The organism is Streptomyces scabiei 87.22 (assembly GCF_000091305.1).
GTDB lineage: Bacteria > Actinomycetota > Actinomycetes > Streptomycetales > Streptomycetaceae > Streptomyces > Streptomyces scabiei.
Genome location: NC_013929.1, coordinates 9358759 through 9379989 on the forward strand (window position 1 = coordinate 9358759; position 21231 = coordinate 9379989).

At 75.9% G+C, this 21231-nt stretch carries 2 protein-coding genes; both read left to right on the forward strand.

Features of this window, described 5'->3' with window-relative positions; all coding sequences use genetic code 11:
* Positions 1-14 precede the first annotated feature (14 nt).
* On the forward strand, positions 15-15020 hold the full coding sequence (locus SCAB_RS40130; protein ID WP_013005780.1) for a type I polyketide synthase: 15006 nt from the start codon (positions 15-17) through the stop codon (positions 15018-15020).
* 37 nt (positions 15021-15057) lie between these two features.
* Positions 15058-21207, forward strand: coding sequence for a type I polyketide synthase (locus tag SCAB_RS40135; protein WP_013005781.1), 6150 nt, complete (start codon positions 15058-15060; stop codon positions 21205-21207).
* Positions 21208-21231: the final 24 nt, after the last annotated feature.

The following is a 21231-nucleotide window of genomic DNA, read 5'->3' on the forward strand; positions in this document are numbered from 1 at the left end:
GCGAGAAACGCCCAGTGAGCGACCGGACCGAGCAGAAGCTCCGTGACTACCTCAACCGCGTCACCATCGACCTCCAGCAGACCCGGCGACGGCTGCGGGACGTCGAGGAGCGCAGCCGTGAGCCCATCGCCGTCGTCGCGATGAGCTGCCACTTCCCCGGCGGGGTGCACAGTCCGGAGGATCTGTGGGACCTGGTGGCGGACGGCCGCGACACCTACTCCGGGATCCCCGCCGACCGCGGGTGGGACGCCGCCGGGCTGGCCGGTTCCGGCGTCCCCGTCACCGGGGCCTTCCTGGACGAGGCCGGTGGCTTCGACCCGGCCTTCTTCGGCATCTCGCCCCGCGAGGCGCTCGCCATGGACCCGCAGCAGCGGCTGATGCTCCAGACCTGCTGGGAGGCCGTCGAACGGGGCGGCATCGACCCCGTGTCGCTGCGCGGCAGCCGTACCGGCGTGTTCGCCGCCTCCATCGACCAGGGCTACATGTCGCTGGCCGACGGGGCGCCCGAGGGCGTCCAGGGCTTCCTGATGACCGGCAACGCGATCAGCGTCATGTCCGGGCGCGTCTCCTACGTCATGGGCCTGGAGGGGCCCTCGGTCACCGTCGACACCGCCTGCTCCGCCTCGCTGGTTGCCCTGCACCTCGCGGCGCAGTCCCTGCGCAACGACGAGTGCTCGCTCGCGCTCGTCGGCGGCGTCAACGTGATGGCCCTGCCGGGCGCCTACGTGGAGATCTCCCGCCAGGGCGGCCTCGCCGGCGACGGCCGCGCGAAGCCCTTCGCGGCGGCCGCCGACGGCACCGGCTGGGGCGAGGGCATCGGCGTGCTCCTGGTGGAGCGCCTCTCCGACGCCCGCGCCAACGGCCACCCGGTCCTCGCGGTGCTGCGGGGCAGCGCCATCAACCAGGACGGCGCCAGCAACGGCCTGACCGCCCCCAACGGTCCCTCCCAGCAGCGCGTGATCCGCGCCGCGCTCGCCGACGCCCAGCTGGCACCGGCCGACGTCGACGCCGTCGAGGCACACGGCACCGGCACCCGGCTCGGCGACCCCATCGAGGCGGACGCCCTGCTCGCCGCCTACGGCCAGGACCGCGCCGAGGACCAGCCGCTGTGGCTCGGCTCGATCAAGTCCAACATCGGCCACACCCAGGCCGCGGCGGGCCTGGCCGGTGTCATCAAGGTCGTCATGGCGATCCGGCACGGCGTGCTGCCGCAGACCCTGCACGTGGACGCGCCCACCCCGCACGTCGACTGGAGCTCCGGCGGCGTGCGGCTGCTCACCGAACGCCGCGACTGGTCCGTCGACCGCCCGCGCCGCGCGGGCGTCTCCTCGTTCGGCATGAGCGGCACGAACGCGCACGTCATCATCGAGCAGGCACCCGAGGCCGAGCAGCGGCCCGCCGACGAGCAGGCGCCCGAGGGCGGCCGACAGGGCGCGGCCGAGCCGATCGCCGACGCCGGGCCGCTCACCGTGCCGAACGCCGGGTCCGGTCTCGCGTCCGGCGCGGAACCGGACGCGGCCCCCCTGCCGACCGTGCCCTGGCCGCTGTCCGGCCGCAGCCCGGAGGCGCTGCGCGACCAGGCGGCCCGGCTCGCCTCCTGGCTCGCCGACCGGCCCGGACTCCGCCCGGCCGATGTCGGCCACTCGCTCGCGGCCACCCGCTCCGCGTTCGAGCACCGGGCCGTCGTCGTGGCCGACCGGCCCGAGGGCTTCCTGCGCGGGCTCGCCGCCGTCGCCGCGGGCACCAGTGCCGCCGAGACGGTCGCCGGCCGCACCGGCGCGGGCGACGGCAGGACCGTCTTCGTCTTCCCCGGCCAGGGCTCGCAGTGGGCGGGCATGGCACGGCAACTCCTGGACGAGTCACCGGTGTTCGCCGCCCGCATGGCCGAGTGCGAACAGGCCCTCGCCCCGCACCTGGACTGGTCGCTGTCGGCGGTCGTGCGGGGCGAGCCCGACGCGGCGCCGCTGGACCGCATCGACGTCGTCCAGCCGGTGCTGTTCGCCGTGATGGTCTCCCTCGCCGCCGTGTGGCGGTCGTACGGGGTCGAACCCGACGCCGTCGTGGGCCACTCCCAGGGCGAGATCGCCGCCGCGTACGTCGCCGGCGCCCTGTCGCTCGACGACGCCGCCCGCATCGTCGCCGTCCGCAGCCGCGCCCAGCTGGAACTCTCCGGCACCGGCGGCATGGCCTCCGTGGCGCTGCCCGCCGACACCCTGCGGGACCGCCTGGGCGCCTGGGAGGGCCGCCTGTCGGTCGCCGCCGTCAACGGCCCGGCCTCCGCGGTCGTCTCCGGGGACCCCGAGGCCCTGGACGAGTTCCTCCGCCAGTGCGAGGAACGCCAGGTGCGGACCCGGCGGGTCGCCGCCGACGTGGCGGGCCACTCCGCGCACATGGACCGGCTGCGCGACGGCTTGCTCGACGCGCTCGCCGGCGTCCGGCCCAGCGCTGCCACCATCCCGCTCTGCTCGACGGTGACCGGCGGATCCCTCGACACGACCGGCATGGACGCCGGCTACTGGTTCCGGAACATGCGGCAGACCGTCGAGTTCGACGCCGCCGTGCGGGACCTCGTCCGGCGCGGCCACAGCGTCTTCGTCGAGATCAGCCCGCACCCCGTGCTCACCGTGCCGACACAGGACACACTCGACGACCTCGCCGACCCCGACGCGGCGGTCCCGGCCCCGCCGACCCTGGTCACCGGCACCCTGCGCCGCGACGAGGGCGGCCTGCACCGGGTGCTCACCGCCCTCGCCCAGGTGCACGTGCACGGTGTGCCGGTGGACTGGGCGGCCGTGTTCGCCGCCCACCGGCCCGAGCGGGTCGAACTGCCGACGTACGCCTTCCAGAACCGGCGCTTCTGGCTGGAGCCGCAGACCCGGCCCGGCACCACGCGGGACACCACCGACCCCGCGGACGCCGCCTTCTGGGCCGCCGTCGAACGCGAGGACGTCGCCGAGGTCGCCGCCACGCTCGGGGTCGAGGCCGCCAGCTGGAGCGACGTCCTGCCCGCCCTATCCGCCTGGCGCCGTGACCGCCGTGACCGGGCCGTCCTCGACGGCTGGCGCTACCACATCTCCTGGCAGCGGCTCACGGCCAAGGCAGCCGCACCGCTGCGGGGCCGCTGGCCGGTCCTCGTCCCGGACGGCCACACCGCCGACGCGGCGGTGACCCGTGCCGTCGAGGCCCTGCGCGAGCGCGGCGCCGACCCCGAACTCGTCGTCCTCGACCACAGCCACACCGACCGGTCCCGGCTCACCGACCACCTGCGCGAGCTGCTGGCCACCGGGCCCGGCACGGAGACCGCCCCCGCCGGAGTGCTGTCCCTGCTGGCCCTCGACGAACGGCCGCACGAGGGACTGCCCGCCCTGCCCGTCGGCCTGGCGCTCACCACCGCCCTGGTCCAGGCGCTGGACGACCTCGGGGTCCGGACCACGCTGTGGTGCGTCACCTCGGGGGCCGTGCCGGTGCACCCGTCCGAACCGGTGCCCCACCCGGTCCAGGCCCTCGTCTGGGGCTTCGGCCGCACGGCGGCCCTGGAACACCCGAGTCTGTGGGGCGGTCTGATCGACCTGCCCGAGCAGTGCGACGCCCGCGCAGGGCACCTGCTCGTCGACCTCCTGGCCGGAGCCGGCGACGAGGACCAGCTCGCCGTACGGTCCTCCGGGGCGCACGCCCGCCGGCTCGTCCGCGCCACCCCCTCCACCCCCGCGCCGTCGGATCCCTGGCGGCCCTCCGGCACGGTCCTCGTCACCGGCGGCACGGGCGGGCTCGGCGCCCACGCCGCCCGCTGGCTCGCCCGGGGCGGCGCCGACCACCTGGTCCTCGTCGGCCGCCGGGGTGCCGACGCCCCCGGCGCCGACGAACTGGCGGCCGAACTCACCGCCCTGGGCACCGGTGTGACCCTGGCCGCCTGCGACATCACCGACCGCGAGGCGCTCGCCGCGCTCGTCGACCGGGTCGCCGCCGAGGGGCACCCGGTCCGCGCCGTCCTGCACACCGCCGCGGCCGCCCAGCTGTTCCCCGTACGCGACGAGAACCCGGCGAGCATGGCCGCCACCCTGGCCGCCAAGGTCCAGGGCGCCGCCAACCTCGACGCCGTCCTCGCCGACACCGACCTCGACGCGTTCGTCCTGTACTCCTCCGTCTCCGGTGTGTGGGGCAGCGCGGACCACGCCGCCTACGCGGCCGGCAACGCCTACCTCGACGCCCTCGCCGCCCACCGACGCGGCCGGGGCCTCACCGCCACCTCCGTCGTCTGGGGCATCTGGAGCGCCGAGGGCGGCGGCCTCGCCACCAGCGACCTCGAACGCGCCCTCCTCGAACGCGGGATCCCCTTCATGGACCCGCGGCTGGCCGTCGGCGGCCTCCAGCGTGTCCTGGACGACGACGAGACCGTCGTCGTGGTCGCCGACGTCGACTGGGCCCGTTTCGTGCCCGTCTTCACCTCCGTACGGCCCAGCCCCCTCATCGCCGACCTCCCCGACGTCCGCGCCCTGGCCACCGCCGAGGACCGGACCGAACCCGACCCGGACGACGCCGACGGCGCCTCCGCGCTGCGCCGCAGCCTCGCGGGACTGGCCGAACCCGAGGTCCGCCGGACCCTGCTGGACCTCGTCCGCACCAACGCCGCCGCGGTCCTCGGCCACGACTCGGCCGACGCCGTCCTGCCCGACCGGGCCTTCCGCGAACTGGGCTTCGACTCACTGATCGCCGTCGAACTGCGCAACCGGCTCAACCAGGTCACCGGCCTGCGACTGCGCGCCACCGTCGTCTTCGACTACTCCTGCGCCGCGCTCCTCGCCGAGCACCTGCGCACCGAACTCCTCGGCGACACCGCCCCGGCCGCGGCCACGACGGCCGTCGTCCCCGTCGCGGACCCCGACGAGCCCATCGCCATCGTCGCGATGAGCTGCCGCTTCCCCGGGGGCATCGACACTCCGGAGCGGCTGTGGCAACTGCTCATCGACGGCGGCGAGGTGCTCTCCGGCATGCCCGCCGACCGCGGCTGGCCCCTGGACCGCCTCTACCACCCCGACCCCGACCACCAGGGCACCTCCTACGTCCGCGAGGGCAGCTTCCTGCACGACGCGGGCGACTTCGACCCGGCTTTCTTCGGCATCTCGCCACGCGAGGCCGTCGCCATGGACCCGCAGCAACGGCTGCTCCTGGAGACCTCCTGGGAGGCGTTCGAACGGGCGGGCATCGACCCGGCGTCCCTGCGCACCACCCCGACCGGTGTCTTCGCCGGCGTCAACTACCAGGACTACACCTCGCTCGCCGGCTCCTCGCCGGAGGGCGGCGAAGGACATCTGGTCGCGGGCGGAGCCGCCAGCGTGGTCTCCGGGCGCGTCGCCTACACCCTCGGTCTGGAGGGCCCGGCGGTCACCGTCGACACCGCCTGCTCCTCCTCCCTGGTCGCGACCCACCTCGCCGCGCAGGCCCTGCGCGGCGGCGACTGCTCGCTCGCCCTCGCCGGCGGCGTCGCCGTGATGGCCACCCCGGGCGTCTTCGTCGGCTTCTCCCGGCAGCGCGGCCTCGCCGCCGACGGCCGCTGCAAGGCGTTCGGCGCCTCCGCGGACGGCATGGGCCTGGCCGAAGGCGTCGGCGTGGTCCTCCTGGAGCGGCTCTCGGACGCCCGCCGCAACGGCCACCCGGTCCTCGCCGTGCTGCGCGGCAGCGCCGTCAACCAGGACGGCGCCAGCAACGGCCTGTCCGCCCCCAACGGCCTCGCCCAGCAGCGGGTCATCCGCCAGGCCCTCACCAACTCCGGGCTGACCGCGGCCGACGTCGACGTCGTCGAGGCGCACGGCACGGGCACCACCCTCGGCGACCCCATCGAGGCGGACGCCCTGCTCGCCACCTACGGGCAGGACCGCCCGCACGGCCGCCCGCTCCGGCTCGGCGCACTCAAGTCCAACATCGGCCACACCCAGGCCGCCTCCGGAGTCGCCGGAATGATCAAGACCGTGCTCTCCCTGCGGCACGGCGTCCTCCCGCGCACCCTGCACGCCGACGAGCCCTCCCCGCACGTCGACTGGGCCTCCGGCGAGGTGGAGCTGCTCACCGAGGCCCGCGACTGGCCCGACACCGGCGCACCCCGCCGCGCGGGCATCTCCTCCTTCGGCTTCAGCGGCACCAACGTGCACGCCATCCTCGAACAGGCACCACCCGTCCCCGAAGCCGTCCCCGGAGCCGCCTCGGACGACGACGGACCGGAGCCGCGGCCCGCGCCCGGCGCGCCGGGCGTGCCCTGGGTGCTGTCCGCGAGGTCGCCGCAGGCCCTCGCCCACCAGGCCCAGCGGCTGCGAAGCCACCTCGCCGGGGGCGGCGCCCCCGACCCGCTGGACACCGGCTACTCCCTGGCGACAGGCCGCACCCCCTTCGAACACCGCGCGGTGCTCCTCGGTACCGGCGGCGAGGCCCCGGCGGCCGCCCTCGACGGGCTGGCCGGCGGCGAGGACGCCCAGGGGCTGATCCGCGGCGTGGCCGACATCGACGGCCGACGGGTGTTCGTCTTCCCGGGCCAGGGCGCGCAGTGGGCCGGTATGGCGGTGGAACTGCTGGACACCTCACCGGTGTTCGCCGCCTCCATCGCCGCCTGCGAGCAGGCACTGACGCCGTACGTCGACTGGTCGCTCGACGCCGTGCTGCGCGGCGCCCCGGACACGCCCCCCTTCGAACGGGTCGACGTGGTCCAGCCCGCACTGTGGGCCGTGATGGTCTCGCTGGCCGCGCAGTGGCGCTCCTGGGGCGTCGAGCCCGACGCCGTCCTGGGCCACAGCCAGGGCGAGATCGCCGCCGCCGTGGTCGCCGGCGCCCTCTCCCTGGACGACGGAGCCAAGGTCGTCGCTCTGCGCAGCCGGGCCATCCTCTCCCTCGCCGGGCACGGCGGCATGGTCTCCGTGGCCGTCCCGCGCGAGCGCGCCGTGGAACTCGTCGCCCGGTGGTCAGGGCGGCTCTCCCTCGCCGCCGTCAACGGACCGTCCGCCGTCGTCGTCTCCGGAGACACGGAGGCCCTGACCGAGCTGATCGCCGCCTGCGAGGAGGAGGGCGTACGGACCCGCACGATCGCGGTGGACTACGCCTCCCACTCCGCGCACGTCGAGCGCATCCGCGAGGAGGTGCTCGACGCACTGGACGGCATCGTGCCCGTGGCGGGCCGGGTGCCGCTCCACTCCACCCTCACCGGCGACTGGCTCGACACGACGGAGATGGACGCCGGGTACTGGTACCGGAACCTGCGCGAGACCGTCGAGTTCGACGGCGCCGTGCGCGCCCTCGCCGACCAGCGTCACCAGGTCTTCGTCGAGGTCTCGCCGCACCCGGTGCTCACCATGTCCGTGCAGGAGACCATCGAGGCTGCCGGGTCCGCAGAGTCCGCAGAGTCTGCCGAGGCCCCGCGGACCGTGGTGACCGGCACGCTCCGCCGTGACGAGGGCGGCCTCGCCCGCGCGCTCACCTCGGCCGCCGAACTGTGGGTGCGCGGCGTCCCGGTGCTGTGGCCGGTCCTCTTCGAAGGCACCGGCGCCCGCCGCACCGACCTGCCCACCTACCCGTTCGAACACCGGCGTTACTGGCTCCAGTCCGCCGAGCCGGCCGCCCCGTCGGGCACGGCGGACGAGGCGGACGCGGTGGACTCCGCGTTCTGGCGTCTCGTCGAGCGCGGTGACGCCGCCGAGGCCGCCGGTGACCTGGCGGTGGACGCCGAGACGCTCGGCACGGTGCTGCCCGCCCTGAACGCCTGGCGCCGCAGGCAGCGGCAGGGCGCCGCCGTGGACACCTGGCGCTACCGCGTCGACTGGCAGCCGGTACCCGACCCGCCCGCCGCGCCCCTGTCCGGCACCTGGCTCGTGGTCCTGCCCGAAGGGCACGACGACGTACCGGGCGCCCCGCTCGCGCACGACTCCGTGACGGCCCTCACCGAGGCCGGGGCCGACGTCGTGACCGTGCGGCTCACCGACACGGACGCCGACCGCGTCACCCTGGGGGAGCGGCTCACCAGCGCCCTGGAGGGCCGCACCCCGCACGGCATCCTGTCGCTGCTGGCGATCGCCGGCCGGCCGCACCCCGACCACCCCGCGGTCTCCGCCGGTTCGGCCCTCACCCTCGTCCTCGTCCAGGCGCTCGGCGACCTCGGCGTCGAAGCCCCGCTGTGGTGCGCCACTCACGGCGCCGTCTCCACCGGTGACAGCGACCCGCTCACCGCACCCGACCAGGCACTGGTCTGGGGCACCGGCATGGTCGCCGCACTGGAGCACCCCACCCGCTGGGGCGGTCTGGTCGACCTGCCGCCGACCCTCACCTCCCTGTCCCGCGACCGGCTCCGCGCGGTCCTCGCCGGCGCCACCGGTGAGGACCAGCTCGCCGTCCGCTCCGCCGGACTCCTCGGCCGACGCCTGGTCCGCGCCCCCCGCCCGCCCGGCACCCGGCCCGCGTGGAAGCCCCGGGGCACCGTCCTCGTCACCGGCGGCACGGGCGCCCTCGGCCCGCACGTCGCGCGCTGGCTCGCCCGCGGCGGCGCCGAGCACCTCGTCCTTCCCGGACGGCGCGGCGCCGACGTCCCCGGAGCCGACGAACTGCGGGCCGAACTCGCCGAACTGGGCACCCGGCTGTCCCTGCCCGCCTGCGACGTGGCCGACCGCGCGCAGGTCGCCCGGCTGCTGACCGGGCTGGAGGAAGAGGGCACCCCCGTCACCGCCGTGTTCCACGCCGCCGCCTACATCCAGCTGGCCTCCCTGGACGACACCCCGCTCGACGCCTTCGCCGAGGTCGTCGCCGCCAAGGCGGAGGGAGCCCGGCACCTGGACGAACTGCTCGACCGCGAACTCGACGCGTTCGTGCTGTTCTCCTCCGTCGCAGGGGTCTGGGGCAGCAGCAACCACGCCGCCTACACCGCCGGCAACGCCTATCTCGACGCCCTCGCCGAACACCGCAGGGCCCGGGGCCTGAGCGCCACCACCGTCGACTGGGGTGTCTGGTCGGCCGCCAACCCGTGGGCCGTCCGCGAGACCGTCGACGAGTCCGACTTCTACCGGGTGCAGAAGCAGGGCCTGCCGCTCATCGAGCCCGACCTCGCGCTCGCCGGACTGCAGCAGGCACTCGACGACGACGAGACGGTCGTCGCCCTCGCCGACGTCGACTGGGAGCAGTTCGCCGCGGTCTTCGGCTCCGTACGCCCCAGCCGTCTGCTCACCGGCGTACCGGAGGCCAGGCGCCAGCTGGAGGAGGCCGCGACGCCCGGCGCGAGCGCCGCCACACCGGCCGCCGACGTGCTGCGCGAGCGCCTGGCCGGGCTGGCCGGGGCCGAGCAGCGCCGCGTCACCCTGGACCTCGTCCGCACCCATGCCGCGGCCGTCCTCGGCCATGACTCCCCGGAGGAGCTGCGGCCGGGCCGGGCGTTCCAGGAACTCGGCTTCGACTCGCTGACCGCCGTCGAACTGCGCAACCGGCTCCGCACCGCCACCGGCCTCCCCCTGCCCGCCACCCTCGTCTTCGACTACCCGTCCGCGGCCGTGCTCGCCGAGCACATCCGCGCCGAGGTGCTCGGCGAGCACCGGACGCCCGCCGGCCGCGAGCCCGCGCCCGCCGGCACCGGCGCGGCCGACGAGCCGATCGCGATCGTCGCGATGAGCTGCCGCTTCCCCGGCGGGGTGCACACCCCCGAACAGCTGTGGCGGCTGCTGGAGGAGGGCGGCGACGTCGTCTCGGAGTTCCCGACCGACCGCGGCTGGCCGCTGGAGTCCATGTTCGACCCGGACCCGGACCAGCCCGGCACCAGCTATGTGCGGCACGGCGGATTCCTCTACGACGCCGGTGACTTCGACGCCGACTTCTTCGGCATCTCGCCGCGCGAGGCGGTCGCCATGGACCCGCAGCAGCGACTGCTCCTGGAGACCTCCTGGGAGACGTTCGAACGCGCCGGTCTCGATCCGGACCGCCTGCGCGGCACCGACACCGGCGTCTTCACCGGCGTCAACTACCAGGACTACGGCGCCTCAGTGGCCCAGACCCAGGAGAACGAGGGCCACCTCCTCACCGGCAGCGCGGCCAGTGTGATCTCCGGCCGGATCTCCTACACCCTCGGCCTGGAGGGCCCCGCCGTCACCGTCGACACCGCCTGCTCCGCCTCCCTCGTCGCGGTGCACCTGGCCGCCCAGGCGCTGCGCGCCGGGGACTGCTCGCTCGCCCTGGCCGGGGGCGTCGCGGTGATGTCCAGCCCGGGCGCCATCATCAGCTTCGCCCGCCAGCGCGGCCTCGCCGCCGACGGCCGCTGCAAGGCGTTCTCCGACGCCGCCGACGGCATGGGCATGGCCGAGGGCGTCGGCGTGATCCTCCTCGAACGGCTCTCCGAGGCACAGCGGCACGGGCACCCCGTGCTGGCCGTCCTGCGCGGCAGCGCCGTCAACCAGGACGGCGCCAGCAACGGCCTGACCGCCCCCAACGGCCCCTCCCAGCAACGGGTCATCCGGGCCGCCCTCGCCAACGCCCGGCTCTCGGCGGCCGAGATCGACGTCGTCGAGACCCACGGCACCGGCACCAGGCTCGGCGACCCCATCGAGGCCCAGGCCCTGCTCGCCACGTACGGCCGGGAACGCTCCGACGGGCGCCCCCTGCTGATCGGCTCCCTGAAGTCCAACATCGGCCACACCCAGGCCGCCGCGGGCGTCGCCGGCGTGATCAAGACCGTCCTGGCGCTCCGGCACGGGCAGGTGCCGCGCACCCTGCACGTCGACCGGCCCTCGACCCAGGTCGACTGGACGGCCGGTGCCGTGGACGTGGTCACCGACACGACCCCGTGGCCCGCGACGGGCCGCCCGCGCCGCGCCGGGATCTCCGCGTTCGGCATGAGCGGCACCAACGTGCACGCGATCGTGGAGGAGGCTCCCGAGCGGAGCCCGCGGGAGACACCCGACGAGGCGCCGGCCCGGCCCGTCGCCTGGCCGCTCTCCGCCAAGTCCCCGGACGCCCTGCGCGGGCAGGCCGAGCGGCTGACCGCCCACCTGGCCGACACGCCCGGCCTTCCGCCCGCCGGCATCGGCCGGGCCCTGACCACCCGCACGGCGTTCGAACACCGCGCCGTGCTGGTCGGCGACGCCACCCGGCTGCCCGCCGCGCTCACCGCCCTCGCCGACGACGGCACCGCCCCCGACCTGGTACGCGGCGTCGCCGACACCGTGGGCCGTACGGTCTTCGTCTTCCCCGGCCAGGGTTCCCAATGGGCCGGTATGGCACGGGAGTTGCTGGACGAATCGCCGGTGTTCGCGGCCCGCATGGAGGAGTGCGAACGGGCTCTGGCCCCCTTCGTCGACTGGTCGCTGCTCGATGCCGTGCGCTCGGGCGGTGCCTGGGACCGGGTGGACGTCGTCCAGCCCGCGCTGTTCGCGGTGATGGTGTCGCTGGCCGAGGTCTGGCGGTCGTTCGGTGTCGTACCGGACGCCGTCGTCGGCCACTCCCAGGGCGAGATCGCCGCCGCCGTCGTGGCGGGCGCGCTGTCCCTGGAGGACGGGGCCCAGGTGGTCGCCCTGCGCAGCAAGACCCTCGACGCGCTGGCGGGACGCGGCGGCATGGCCTCCCTGTCCCTCCCCGCCGACCGGGCCGAGGCCGCCCTCGCCCCCTGGGCCGGCGCGCTGTCGGTCGCCGCGCTCAACGGCCCCGCCACCACCGTGGTCGCGGGCGACGCCGAGGCTCTGGCGGCCCTGCTCGCGCAGTGCGAGGCCCAGGGCGTACGGGCCCGGCGCATCGACGTCGACTACGCCTCGCACTCCGAGCACGTCGAGGAGATCCACGGCATCCTCATGGACGCCCTGGCGGGCATCAAGCCGCTGCCGAGCGAGGTCCCGCTGTACTCCACGGTGGACGGCGCCTGGCTCGACACCACCGGCATGCACGCCGGTTACTGGTACCGCAACCTGCGCCAGACCGTCGGCTTCGACCCCGCCGTCCGCGTCCTGGCCGCCGAGGGGTTCACCTCCTTCGTCGAGGTCAGCCCGCACCCCGTGCTCACCATGGCCATCGAGGAGACCGTCGAGACCGCGGGACGCGAGGCCGTCGTCCTCGGCACCCTGCGCCGCGACGAGGGCGGACTGCGGCGCGTCCTGCTGTCGGCGGCCGAACTGTGGGTGCGCGGAGGCGCGGTCGACTGGACCGCCGCGTTCCCCGGCGAGAGCACGGCCGAGCTGCCGACGTACGCCTTCCAGCGTCGCCGCTACTGGATCCAGCCGCCCGCGGCGACGCCGCGCGGGCCCGGTGCCACCGGTCACCCGCTGCTCGGCACGGCCGTCGAGGTCGCCGACACCGGGGATCTCGTGCTCACCGGCAGCCTGTCGACCCGGACCCACCCCTGGCTCGCGGACCACGCGGTCTCCGGCGTGGTCCTGCTGCCCGGCACCGGCTTCGTCGAACTGGCCGTGCGCGCCGGCGACGAGGCGGACTGCCCCCGGGTCGAGGAACTGACACTCCAGGCACCGCTGGTGTTCGACCGGGACGCCGCCGTGCAGATCCAGGTGCGGGTCGGCGCGCCCGACGACTCCGGGCGCCGCACCCTCGGCGTGTTCTCCCGGGGCGAGGACGGCGCCGGCACCCCGTGGACCGGGCACGCCACCGGTGTCCTCGCCCCGGCCGGGGCCACCGACGGGGCGGCCCACCCGTACGGCGCGGCATGGCCGCCCGCCGGGGCGGAACCGGTGCCCGTCGACGGCCTCTACGAGCGGTTCGCGGACGCCGGCTACGGATACGGCCCCGCCTTCCACGGCCTGCGGGCCGCCTGGCGCCTGGGCCAGGACGTGTACGTGGAGGTCCGGCTGCCGGAGGACCAGCACACCGGGGCCGCCGCCTTCGGGCTGCACCCCGCGCTCCTGGACGCCGCCCTGCACGGCCTGTGGCTGGCCACCCCGGACGGCGCCGACCAGGGCGACGAACCCGGCACCGCCCGGCTGCCCTTCGCCTGGGAAGGCGTCACCCTGCACGCCTCCGGGGCGACCGAACTGCGCGTACGGCTGAGCTACGACGACACCGGCTCGGTCGCCCTGTCCGCCGCCGACCCGGCCGGCCGGCCGGTCGCCGACGTGACCGCGCTCGCCATCCGCCCGATCGCCGTGGACGCCCTGCGCGGCGCCGCCGCCCAGGGCCGCGACTCGCTGTTCCGGCTCGACTGGACCGCGCTGCCCGCCACCGCCGAGGAGCCCGTCGGCCGGTGGGCCGCGCTCGGCGCGGGCGGACTCCTGCCCGAGACCCACGACGACCTCGGCGCGCTCACCGCCGCCGTGGACGCCGGCGCCACCGTGCCCGACGTCGTCGTCACGGCCTGCCCGCCCGGCGGGAACAGCGCCGACGCGGCCCGCACCGCGCTCGCCGACACCCTGCGTCTGCTCCAGGCATGGCTGGCCGACGACCGCTGGGCCGACACCCGGCTGGCCCTGATCACCCGGGGCGGTGTCGCCACCGCACGCGGCGAGGACATCGGCGACCTGGCCGCCGCCGCCGTGTGGGGCCTGGTGCGCTCCGCCCAGTCCGAACACCCCGACCGGTTCGTCCTCGTCGACGCCGAGGACACCGCCGACGCCCTCAGGGCGCTGCCCGCCGCGATCGCCGCCACCGAACCCCAACTCGCGGTACGGGACGGACGCACGCTCGCGCCCCGACTGACCAGGACACCCGCCACCGGCACCGACGGCGGCGCCGGGAAGCCGTGGGACCCCGAGGGCACCGTCCTCGTGACGGGCGCCTTCGGCGTCCTCGGCGGCCTGGTGGCCCGCCACCTGGTCACCGGGCACGGGGTACGTCACCTGCTGCTGACCGGGCGGCGCGGCGCGGACACCCCCGAGGCGAACGCCCTGGTCGACGAACTCACCGCCCTCGGCGCCCAGGTGCGGGCCGCGGCCTGCGACACGGCCGACCGCGACGCCGTGGCCGCACTGCTCGCGGGTGTCGCCGACGACCACCCGCTGACGGCGGTGGTCCACTCGGCGGGCACCCTCGACGACGGGGTCATCGGCTCCCTCACCCCCGAGCGCCTCGACCACGTCCTGCGCCCCAAGGCGGACGCCGCGCTCAACCTGCACGAACTCACCCGCGACCTGCCGCTGGCCGCCTTCGTGCTCTTCTCGTCGGCCTCCGGCACCGTCGGCAGCTCCGGCCAGGGCAACTACGCCGCCGCCAACGCCTTCCTGGACGCCCTGGCCCAGCACCGGCGTGCCCAGGGCCTGCCCGGCCAGTCCCTGGCCTGGGGCATGTGGGCCGAGCGTTCCACCCTGACCGGCACCCTCGACGAGGTCGACCTCAGGCGCATCGCCCGAGGCGGCGTGGGGGCCCTCACCTCCGACGAGGGCCTCGCCCTGTTCGACACCGCCCTCGAACTGGACGACGCCGTACTGGTGCCGGTCCGGATCGACCTGGCCCGGATGCGCGCCAGGGCGGGCAACGCCGCCGTCCCCGCGCTCTTCCGCGCCCTGGTGCGCGGCGCCGTCCGTCGCACGGCCGCCTCCGGCGCGGACACCGACGGGGCCGACGCGCTGCGCCGGCGGCTCGCCGGACTGGCCGCCGACGACGCCCGTACGGTCCTAGCCGATCTGGTGTGCGCGCACGCCGCCGACGTGCTCGGGCACGCCGGGGCCTCGGCCGTCGACCCCGAACGCGCCTTCCGGCAGCTCGGCTTCGACTCCCTGACCGCGGTGGAACTGCGCAACCGCCTCAACGCGGCGACCGGCCTCAGGCTCCCCGCGACCCTGGTGTTCGACTACCCGAGCCCGGCCGCCGTCGCCGGGTACTGCGCCGAACGCCTCGCCCCGGCAGGCGCCCCGCAGGCCCCGGCGGCGGCCCCGGCCGACGCCGACATCACCCGGGCCCTGTCGACGATCCCGCCCGCCAGGCTGCGCGACTCCGGACTGCTGGACGCGCTGCTGAAGCTGGCCGGACCGGACCCGCTGGGCGGCGAACCGCAGGCGTCCGGGAGCGAGAGCGGCATCCAGGAGATGGACGTGGACGACCTCGTACGGCTGGCGCTGGGGAGCGAGCGTGACTGACCCGCGTACCGGCCCGGAAGACGAAGCGAGGAGAGAGATGTCCACGGACAAGGTGGTCGAGGCGCTGCGCGCCTCCCTGCTGGAGAACGAGCGGCTGCGCGGCGAGAACACGCGGATGCGCGAGGAGTCCCGGGAACCGGTCGCGATCGTCGCGATGAGCTGCCGCTACCCCGGCGGCGTCCGTACCCCGGAGGACCTGTGGCGGCTGCTCGCCGAGGAACGCGACGCCGTCAGCGGGTTCCCCGCCGACCGGGGCTGGGACACCGCCGCCCTGTACGACCCCGACCCGGACACCCCGGGCACCTCCTACACCACGGAGGGCGGCTTCCTGCACGACGCCTGCGGCTTCGACGCCGGCTTCTTCGGGATCTCACCCCGTGAGGCGCTGGCCATGGACCCGCAGCAGCGGCTCCTCCTGGAGACCTGCTGGGAGGCCGTCGAACGCGGTGGCATCGACCCGCTGTCCCTGCGCGGCAGCCGCACCGGCGTGTACGCGGGTGTCATGTACAACGAGTACGGCGCCAGGCTCCAGCGCATACCGGAGGACGTCGAGGCGTTCATCGGCACCGGCACCGTGCCCAGCGTGGTCACCGGCCGGATCGCCTACACCCTCGGTCTGGAGGGCCCGGCCGTCACGATCGACACCGCGTGCTCGTCGTCGCTGGTCGCCCTCCACCTGGCCTGCCAGGCGCTGCGGGCGGGGGAGATCTCCCTCGCCCTGGCGGGCGGCGTCACGGTGATGTCCACCCCGAGCCTGTACGTCGGGTTCAGCCGCCAGCGGGGCCTCGCGCCCGACGGCCGCAGCAAGTCGTTCGCCGCGGCCGCCGACGGCGCCGGCTTCGGCGAGGGCGTCGGCGTGCTGCTCCTCGAACGGCTCTCGGACGCCCGGCGCAACGGCCACCCCGTGCTCGCCCTGGTGCGGGGTTCGGCGGTCAATCAGGACGGTGCCAGCAACGGCATGACCGCGCCCAACGGCCCTTCCCAGCAACGGGTGATCCAGCAGGCCCTGGCGGCGGCCGGCCTCTCGCCGGCCGAGGTCGACGCGGTGGAGGCCCACGGCACGGGGACCCGCCTCGGCGACCCCATCGAGGCGCAGGCGCTACTGGCCACCTACGGCCAGGACCGCCCGGCGCACCGGCCGTTGCTGCTCGGCTCGCTCAAGTCCAACCTCACCCACACCCAGGCCGCCGCCGGGGTCGGCGGCGTCATCAAGATGGTGCTCGCGATGCACCACGGCCTGCTGCCGCGCACCCTGCACCTCGACCGTCCCACCCCGCAGGTCGACTGGACCGAGGGCGACATCGCCCTGCTCACCGAGGCCACCCCCTGGCCGGAGACCGATCACCCCCGCCGGGCCGGCGTCTCCTCCTTCGGCGCCAGCGGTACCAACGCCCACACCGTCCTGGAGGCGGCGCCCGCCGACGTACCCGCCGAGGACGAGAGCCGGGACGAGGTACCCGGCCCCGTGGCCTGGCCGTTGTCCGCCAAGGGCGAGGCGGCACTGCGCGGACAGGCCGCCGCCCTGCACGCCCGTCTGACCGGCACCCCGCAGGCGCACCCCCTGGACGTGGGCTTCTCGCTGGCCACCTCCCGGTCCGGGTTCGCCGACCGCGCCGTCGTCGTCGGCGACGACCGTCCCGCCCTGCTGTCCGGCCTGGCCGCGCTGGCCGCCGGACGGCCCGACCCGGCGGTCGTCTCCGCCCGCGCACGGCCCGGACGCAAGGCCGTCTTCGTCTTCCCCGGCCTCGGCTCGCAGTGGCCCGGCATGGCCGCGCAACTGCTCGACGAGTCACCCGCGTTCGCGGCCGGCATGGCGGACTGCGCCCAGGCACTCGCCCCGCACATCGACTGGTCGGTCACCGACGTCCTGCGCGGCGCGCCCGGCGCGCCGTCGCTGGACCGGGTGGACGTCCTCCAGCCCGCGCTGTTCTCCGTGATGGTGTCGCTGGCCGCGCTGTGGCGGTCGTACGGCGTCGAGCCCGCCGCCGTCGTCGGCCACAGCCAGGGCGAGGTCGCCGCCGCCTGTGTCGCGGGCGCTCTCACCCTGGCGGACGGGGCCCGTGTGGTGGCGCTGCGCAGCCGGGCGCTGGCCGGGCTCGCCGGTGGCGGCGGCATGGCCACCGTCGTGCTCTCCGCGGCCGAACTCGGCCCGTACCTGGAACGCCGCTCGGGCAAGGTCACGGTCGCCGCCGTCAACGGGCCGCGCGTGCTCGTCGTCGCCGGACCCGGCGACGAGGTCGGCGCCCTCGTCGACGAACTCTCCGCCGAGGGCGTCATGGCCTGGCGCATCCCGGTGGACTACGCCTCCCACTCGGACGACGTGAGCACCGTACGGGACCGGCTGCGCGAGGACCTGTCCTCGCTCGTCCCCCAGGCCCCGGCCGTGCCCCTGGTGTCCACGGTGGACGCCGACTGGATCGGCGCCGGCGACCTCACCCACGCGTACTGGTACCGCAACCTCCGCCAGACCGTCCGCTTCCACGACGCGATACGCCTGCTCCTCGACGCCGGGCACCGCACCTTCGTCGAGGTGAGCCCCCACCCGCTGCTCACCTACGGCATCGGCGACACCGCGGCCGACGCCGGCGCGGACGACGCCGTGGTGCTGGGCACCCTGCGGCGCGACGAGGGCGGTCTGCACCGGATGCTGCTGGCGCTCGGCGAGGCGCACGCGAACGGTGTGGCCGTCGACTGGCGGCGCGTGTTCGACGGCACCGGGGCCCGCCGCACCGACCTGCCCACGTACGCCTTCCAGCGCACCCACTACTGGCTCGACGTGCCCGCGCACGCCGGGGACCCCGAGTCGGCGGGCCAGACGGAGACGGGTCACCCGCTGCTCACCGCGGCCGTGGATCTGCCGGACGGCGACGGAGTGCTCTTCACGGGGCGCCTCTCACCGCGCACCCATCCGTGGCTGGCGGACCACGCGGTCTCCGGCACGGTGCTGCTGCCCGGCGTCGCCTACGTGGAGATGGCCGCCCACGCCGCCGCCCACGTCGGCTGCACCACCGTCGAGGAACTCACCCTGGCCGCACCCCTGGTCCTCGCCGCCGACGAGGCCCGACGGCTCCGCCTGACCGTGGACGCGCCCGACCCCGAGGGCCGCCGGGCCGTGGCGCTGTACTCCCGCCCCGACGACCCCGAGTCCACCGAACCGTGGGTCCGCCACGCGGGGGGCACCCTGGCCGGGACGCCCGCCTCCGCGCCGGGTGACCCCGGCCGGTGGCCGCCCGGCGAGGGCGCCGAACGCCTCGACCTCGATCACCTGTACGCGGACTTCGAGGCGGCCGGGGTCCACTACGGCCCGCTCTTCCAGGGCCTGCGCGCCGCCTGGCGGGCCGGCGACGAGATCCACGCCGAGGTGGCTCTGCCCGAGTCGGTGCCGGGGACCCGCGAGAACGGCTTCGCCGTCCACCCGGCCCTGCTCGACGCCGCGCTGCAGACGGTGGCCCTGCGCCCCGACGGCACCCGCGACACGGACGCGCGTACGGGAGGCGTGCCGCTGCCCTTCTCCTGGCACGACGTGACGGTCGCCCCCGCGGCCGACCCGGTGCTGCGGGTGGTACTGAGCCCAGCCCCGCAGGGCGGCGACGCCGTGGCGGTACGGATCACCGACCGCACCGGGCGCCCGGTCGTCACCGTCGGCGCGCTGACCCTGCGGGCGGCGGCTGGTGGTCCGGCCGCCGCCGAGCGGTCCCTGTTCCGCCTCGACTGGACCCGGCTGCCCGGTACCGGACCGGCCACCGGAACGTGGGCCACGCTCGGCAGCTCCGGCGGCGGCCTGCTGCCGGCCGGCTTCCGGGCCGACCCGTGTCCGGCCCTCGCTGACGTGCCCACCACGTCCGACGCCGTGCTGGCCCTGTGCCCGCCCGTCGAAGGCGCGGGCCCCGAAGCGGCCCGCGCCGCCGTGGGCGCCGTACTGGACCTGCTCCCACGCTGGCTGGCGGAGCCGAAGTTCACCGAAACCCCTCTGGTCCTGCTCACCCGTGGCGCGGTCGACCTCGCCGGCGTCCCCGCGGACCTCGGGGGCGCCGCCGCCTGGGGGCTGCTGCGCACCGCCCAGCTGGAGCACCCCGGCCGCTTCGTCCTGCTGGACACCGACGGCGGCGACGGCCTCGAAGCGGCCCTCGCCACCGCCCTGGCCGAGGGCGAGCCCCAACTGGCCCTGCGCGACGGCACCTTGTACGCACCCCGCCTGGTCCGCCCGCCCGTCGCCGGCCGGCCCGCCGGGTTCGGCCCGGAGGGCACCGTCCTCGTCACCGGCGGCACAGGCATCCTGGGCGGACTGGTGGCCCGTCACCTGGTGACCACCCAGGGCGTACGGCGTCTGCTGCTGCTCGGGCGCCGGGGTGCCGCCGCCGAGGGCATGGCCGCGCTCACGGAGGAGCTGAGCGCGGCGGGAGCCGAGGTCACCGTCGCGGCGTGCGACGTGGCCGACCGGGAGGCGCTGGCCGGCTGCCTCGCGGCGATCCCCCCGGAGCACCCGCTGCGCGCCGTGGTGCACACGGCGGGTGTGCTGGACGACGGGCTGGTGACCGCCCTCACCCCCGAGCGGCTGTCGGCCGTCCTGCGCCCCAAGGCCGACGGCGCCTGGAACCTGCACGAGCTGACCCGGGACCAGGACCTGACGGCGTTCGTCCTGTTCTCCTCCTCCGCCGGTGTCTTCGGCAGTCCGGGCCAGTCCGCCTACGCCGCCGCCAACGCCTTCACCGACGCCCTGGCCGCCGCCCGCCACCGGGCGGGGCTGCCCGGCACCTCCCTGGCCTGGGGCCTGTGGGAGCAGCGCACCGGCCTCACCGACGGCCTCGGCGACACGGACCTGCGGCGGATGGCCCGGAGCGGGGTGCGCGCCCTGCCCACCGAGGAGGGCCTGGCCCTGTTCGACGCGGCGCTGGCGGGCGACGACCCCGTCCTCGTCCCGGTGGGCCTCGACCTGCGGGCCCGCCCCGGCGGCCCGGTGCCCCACCTGCTGCGGTCGCTGGTCCGGACCCCCGCCGTACGCCGGCGTGGCCCGGGGACCGACGCGTCGCTGCGGCCCCGGCTGGCCGCCGCGCCGGAGGCCGAACAGGGCGAGATCCTGCTGCGGCTCGTGCGGACCCAGGCGGCCGAGGTGCTCGGCCACACCGACCCGGACGCCCTGTCCGAGGGGGACGCCTTCCTGGAGAGCGGGTTCGACTCGCTGACCGCCGTCGAGTTGCGCAACCGCCTCGCCGCCGCGCTCGACCTGCGGCTGCGCCCCACCGCCGTACTCGACTCCGGGACTCCCGCCCGGCTGGCCGAGCACCTGCGGGGGGAGCTGAGCCGCAGTACCGCTCCCGGAGCCGGGGGACAGGCCGGTGAACCGCCGCACGACGCGGTCAGCGCCCTGTTCCGGCAGGCGTGCGAGGTGGGCCGGATCCACGAGGGCATCCAGATCCTCCAGCAGGCCGCGAAGCTCCGCCCCGACTTCGGGTCCGGCCCCGAGCTGCTGAGCTCGTCCGGACGCCGTCCGGAGCTGCTGCGGCTGCACATCCGCGACGACGCGCCCGAACTGGTCTGCTTCGCCTCGGTGGTGGCGCTCGGCGGAGCCCATCAGTACAGCCGCTTCGCGTCCGCCTTCGAGGGCCGCTACGGCGTCAGCGCGCTGGACGCGCCCGGCTTCGCCCCCGACGAGCCGCTGCCCGCCGACATGGCCGCCCTGCTGGACTTCCAGACCGAGGTCCTCCTGCGGCGCCTCGGCGACCGGCCGAAGGTGCTGCTCGGTTCCTCGTCGGGCGGCACCCTCGCGCACGCCGCCGCCGCCCGCCTGGAAGCGCTCGGGGCCGGCCCGGCCGCCGTGGTGCTGCTGGACACCTATCTGTCCGGGGACGAGGCGATGACCCAGTTCGACGACGTACTGGTCAGCGGCATGTTCGAGCGCGAGGACCGGGCCGCCCCCATGGACGGCACCCGGCTGACCGCCATGGGGCGCTACTTCCAGCTCCTGGACGACTGGGAGCCGCCCCCCGTCGCGGCGCCCGTGCTGCTGGTCCGGGCATCCAGCCCCCTGGCGGAGCCGGCACCGGACAGCGACATCGACTGGCGGGCCTCATGGCCGTCCGCGCATTCCGTCCTGGACGTTCCGGGAAATCACTGGTCGATGATGGAACAGCATCTGCGCACGACCGTCGACGCGGTCACGGGGTGGCTCGATTCGGTCATTTCGTAAGTCGCCCCGAAATCCCTGAGAGAA

What these genes read in the sequence shown, in the direction of transcription:
- SCAB_RS40135 (WP_013005781.1), top strand. Translation starts at nt 15,058, where the DNA reads ATGTCCACGGACAAGGTGGTCGAGGCGCTGCGCGCCTCCCTGCTGGAG.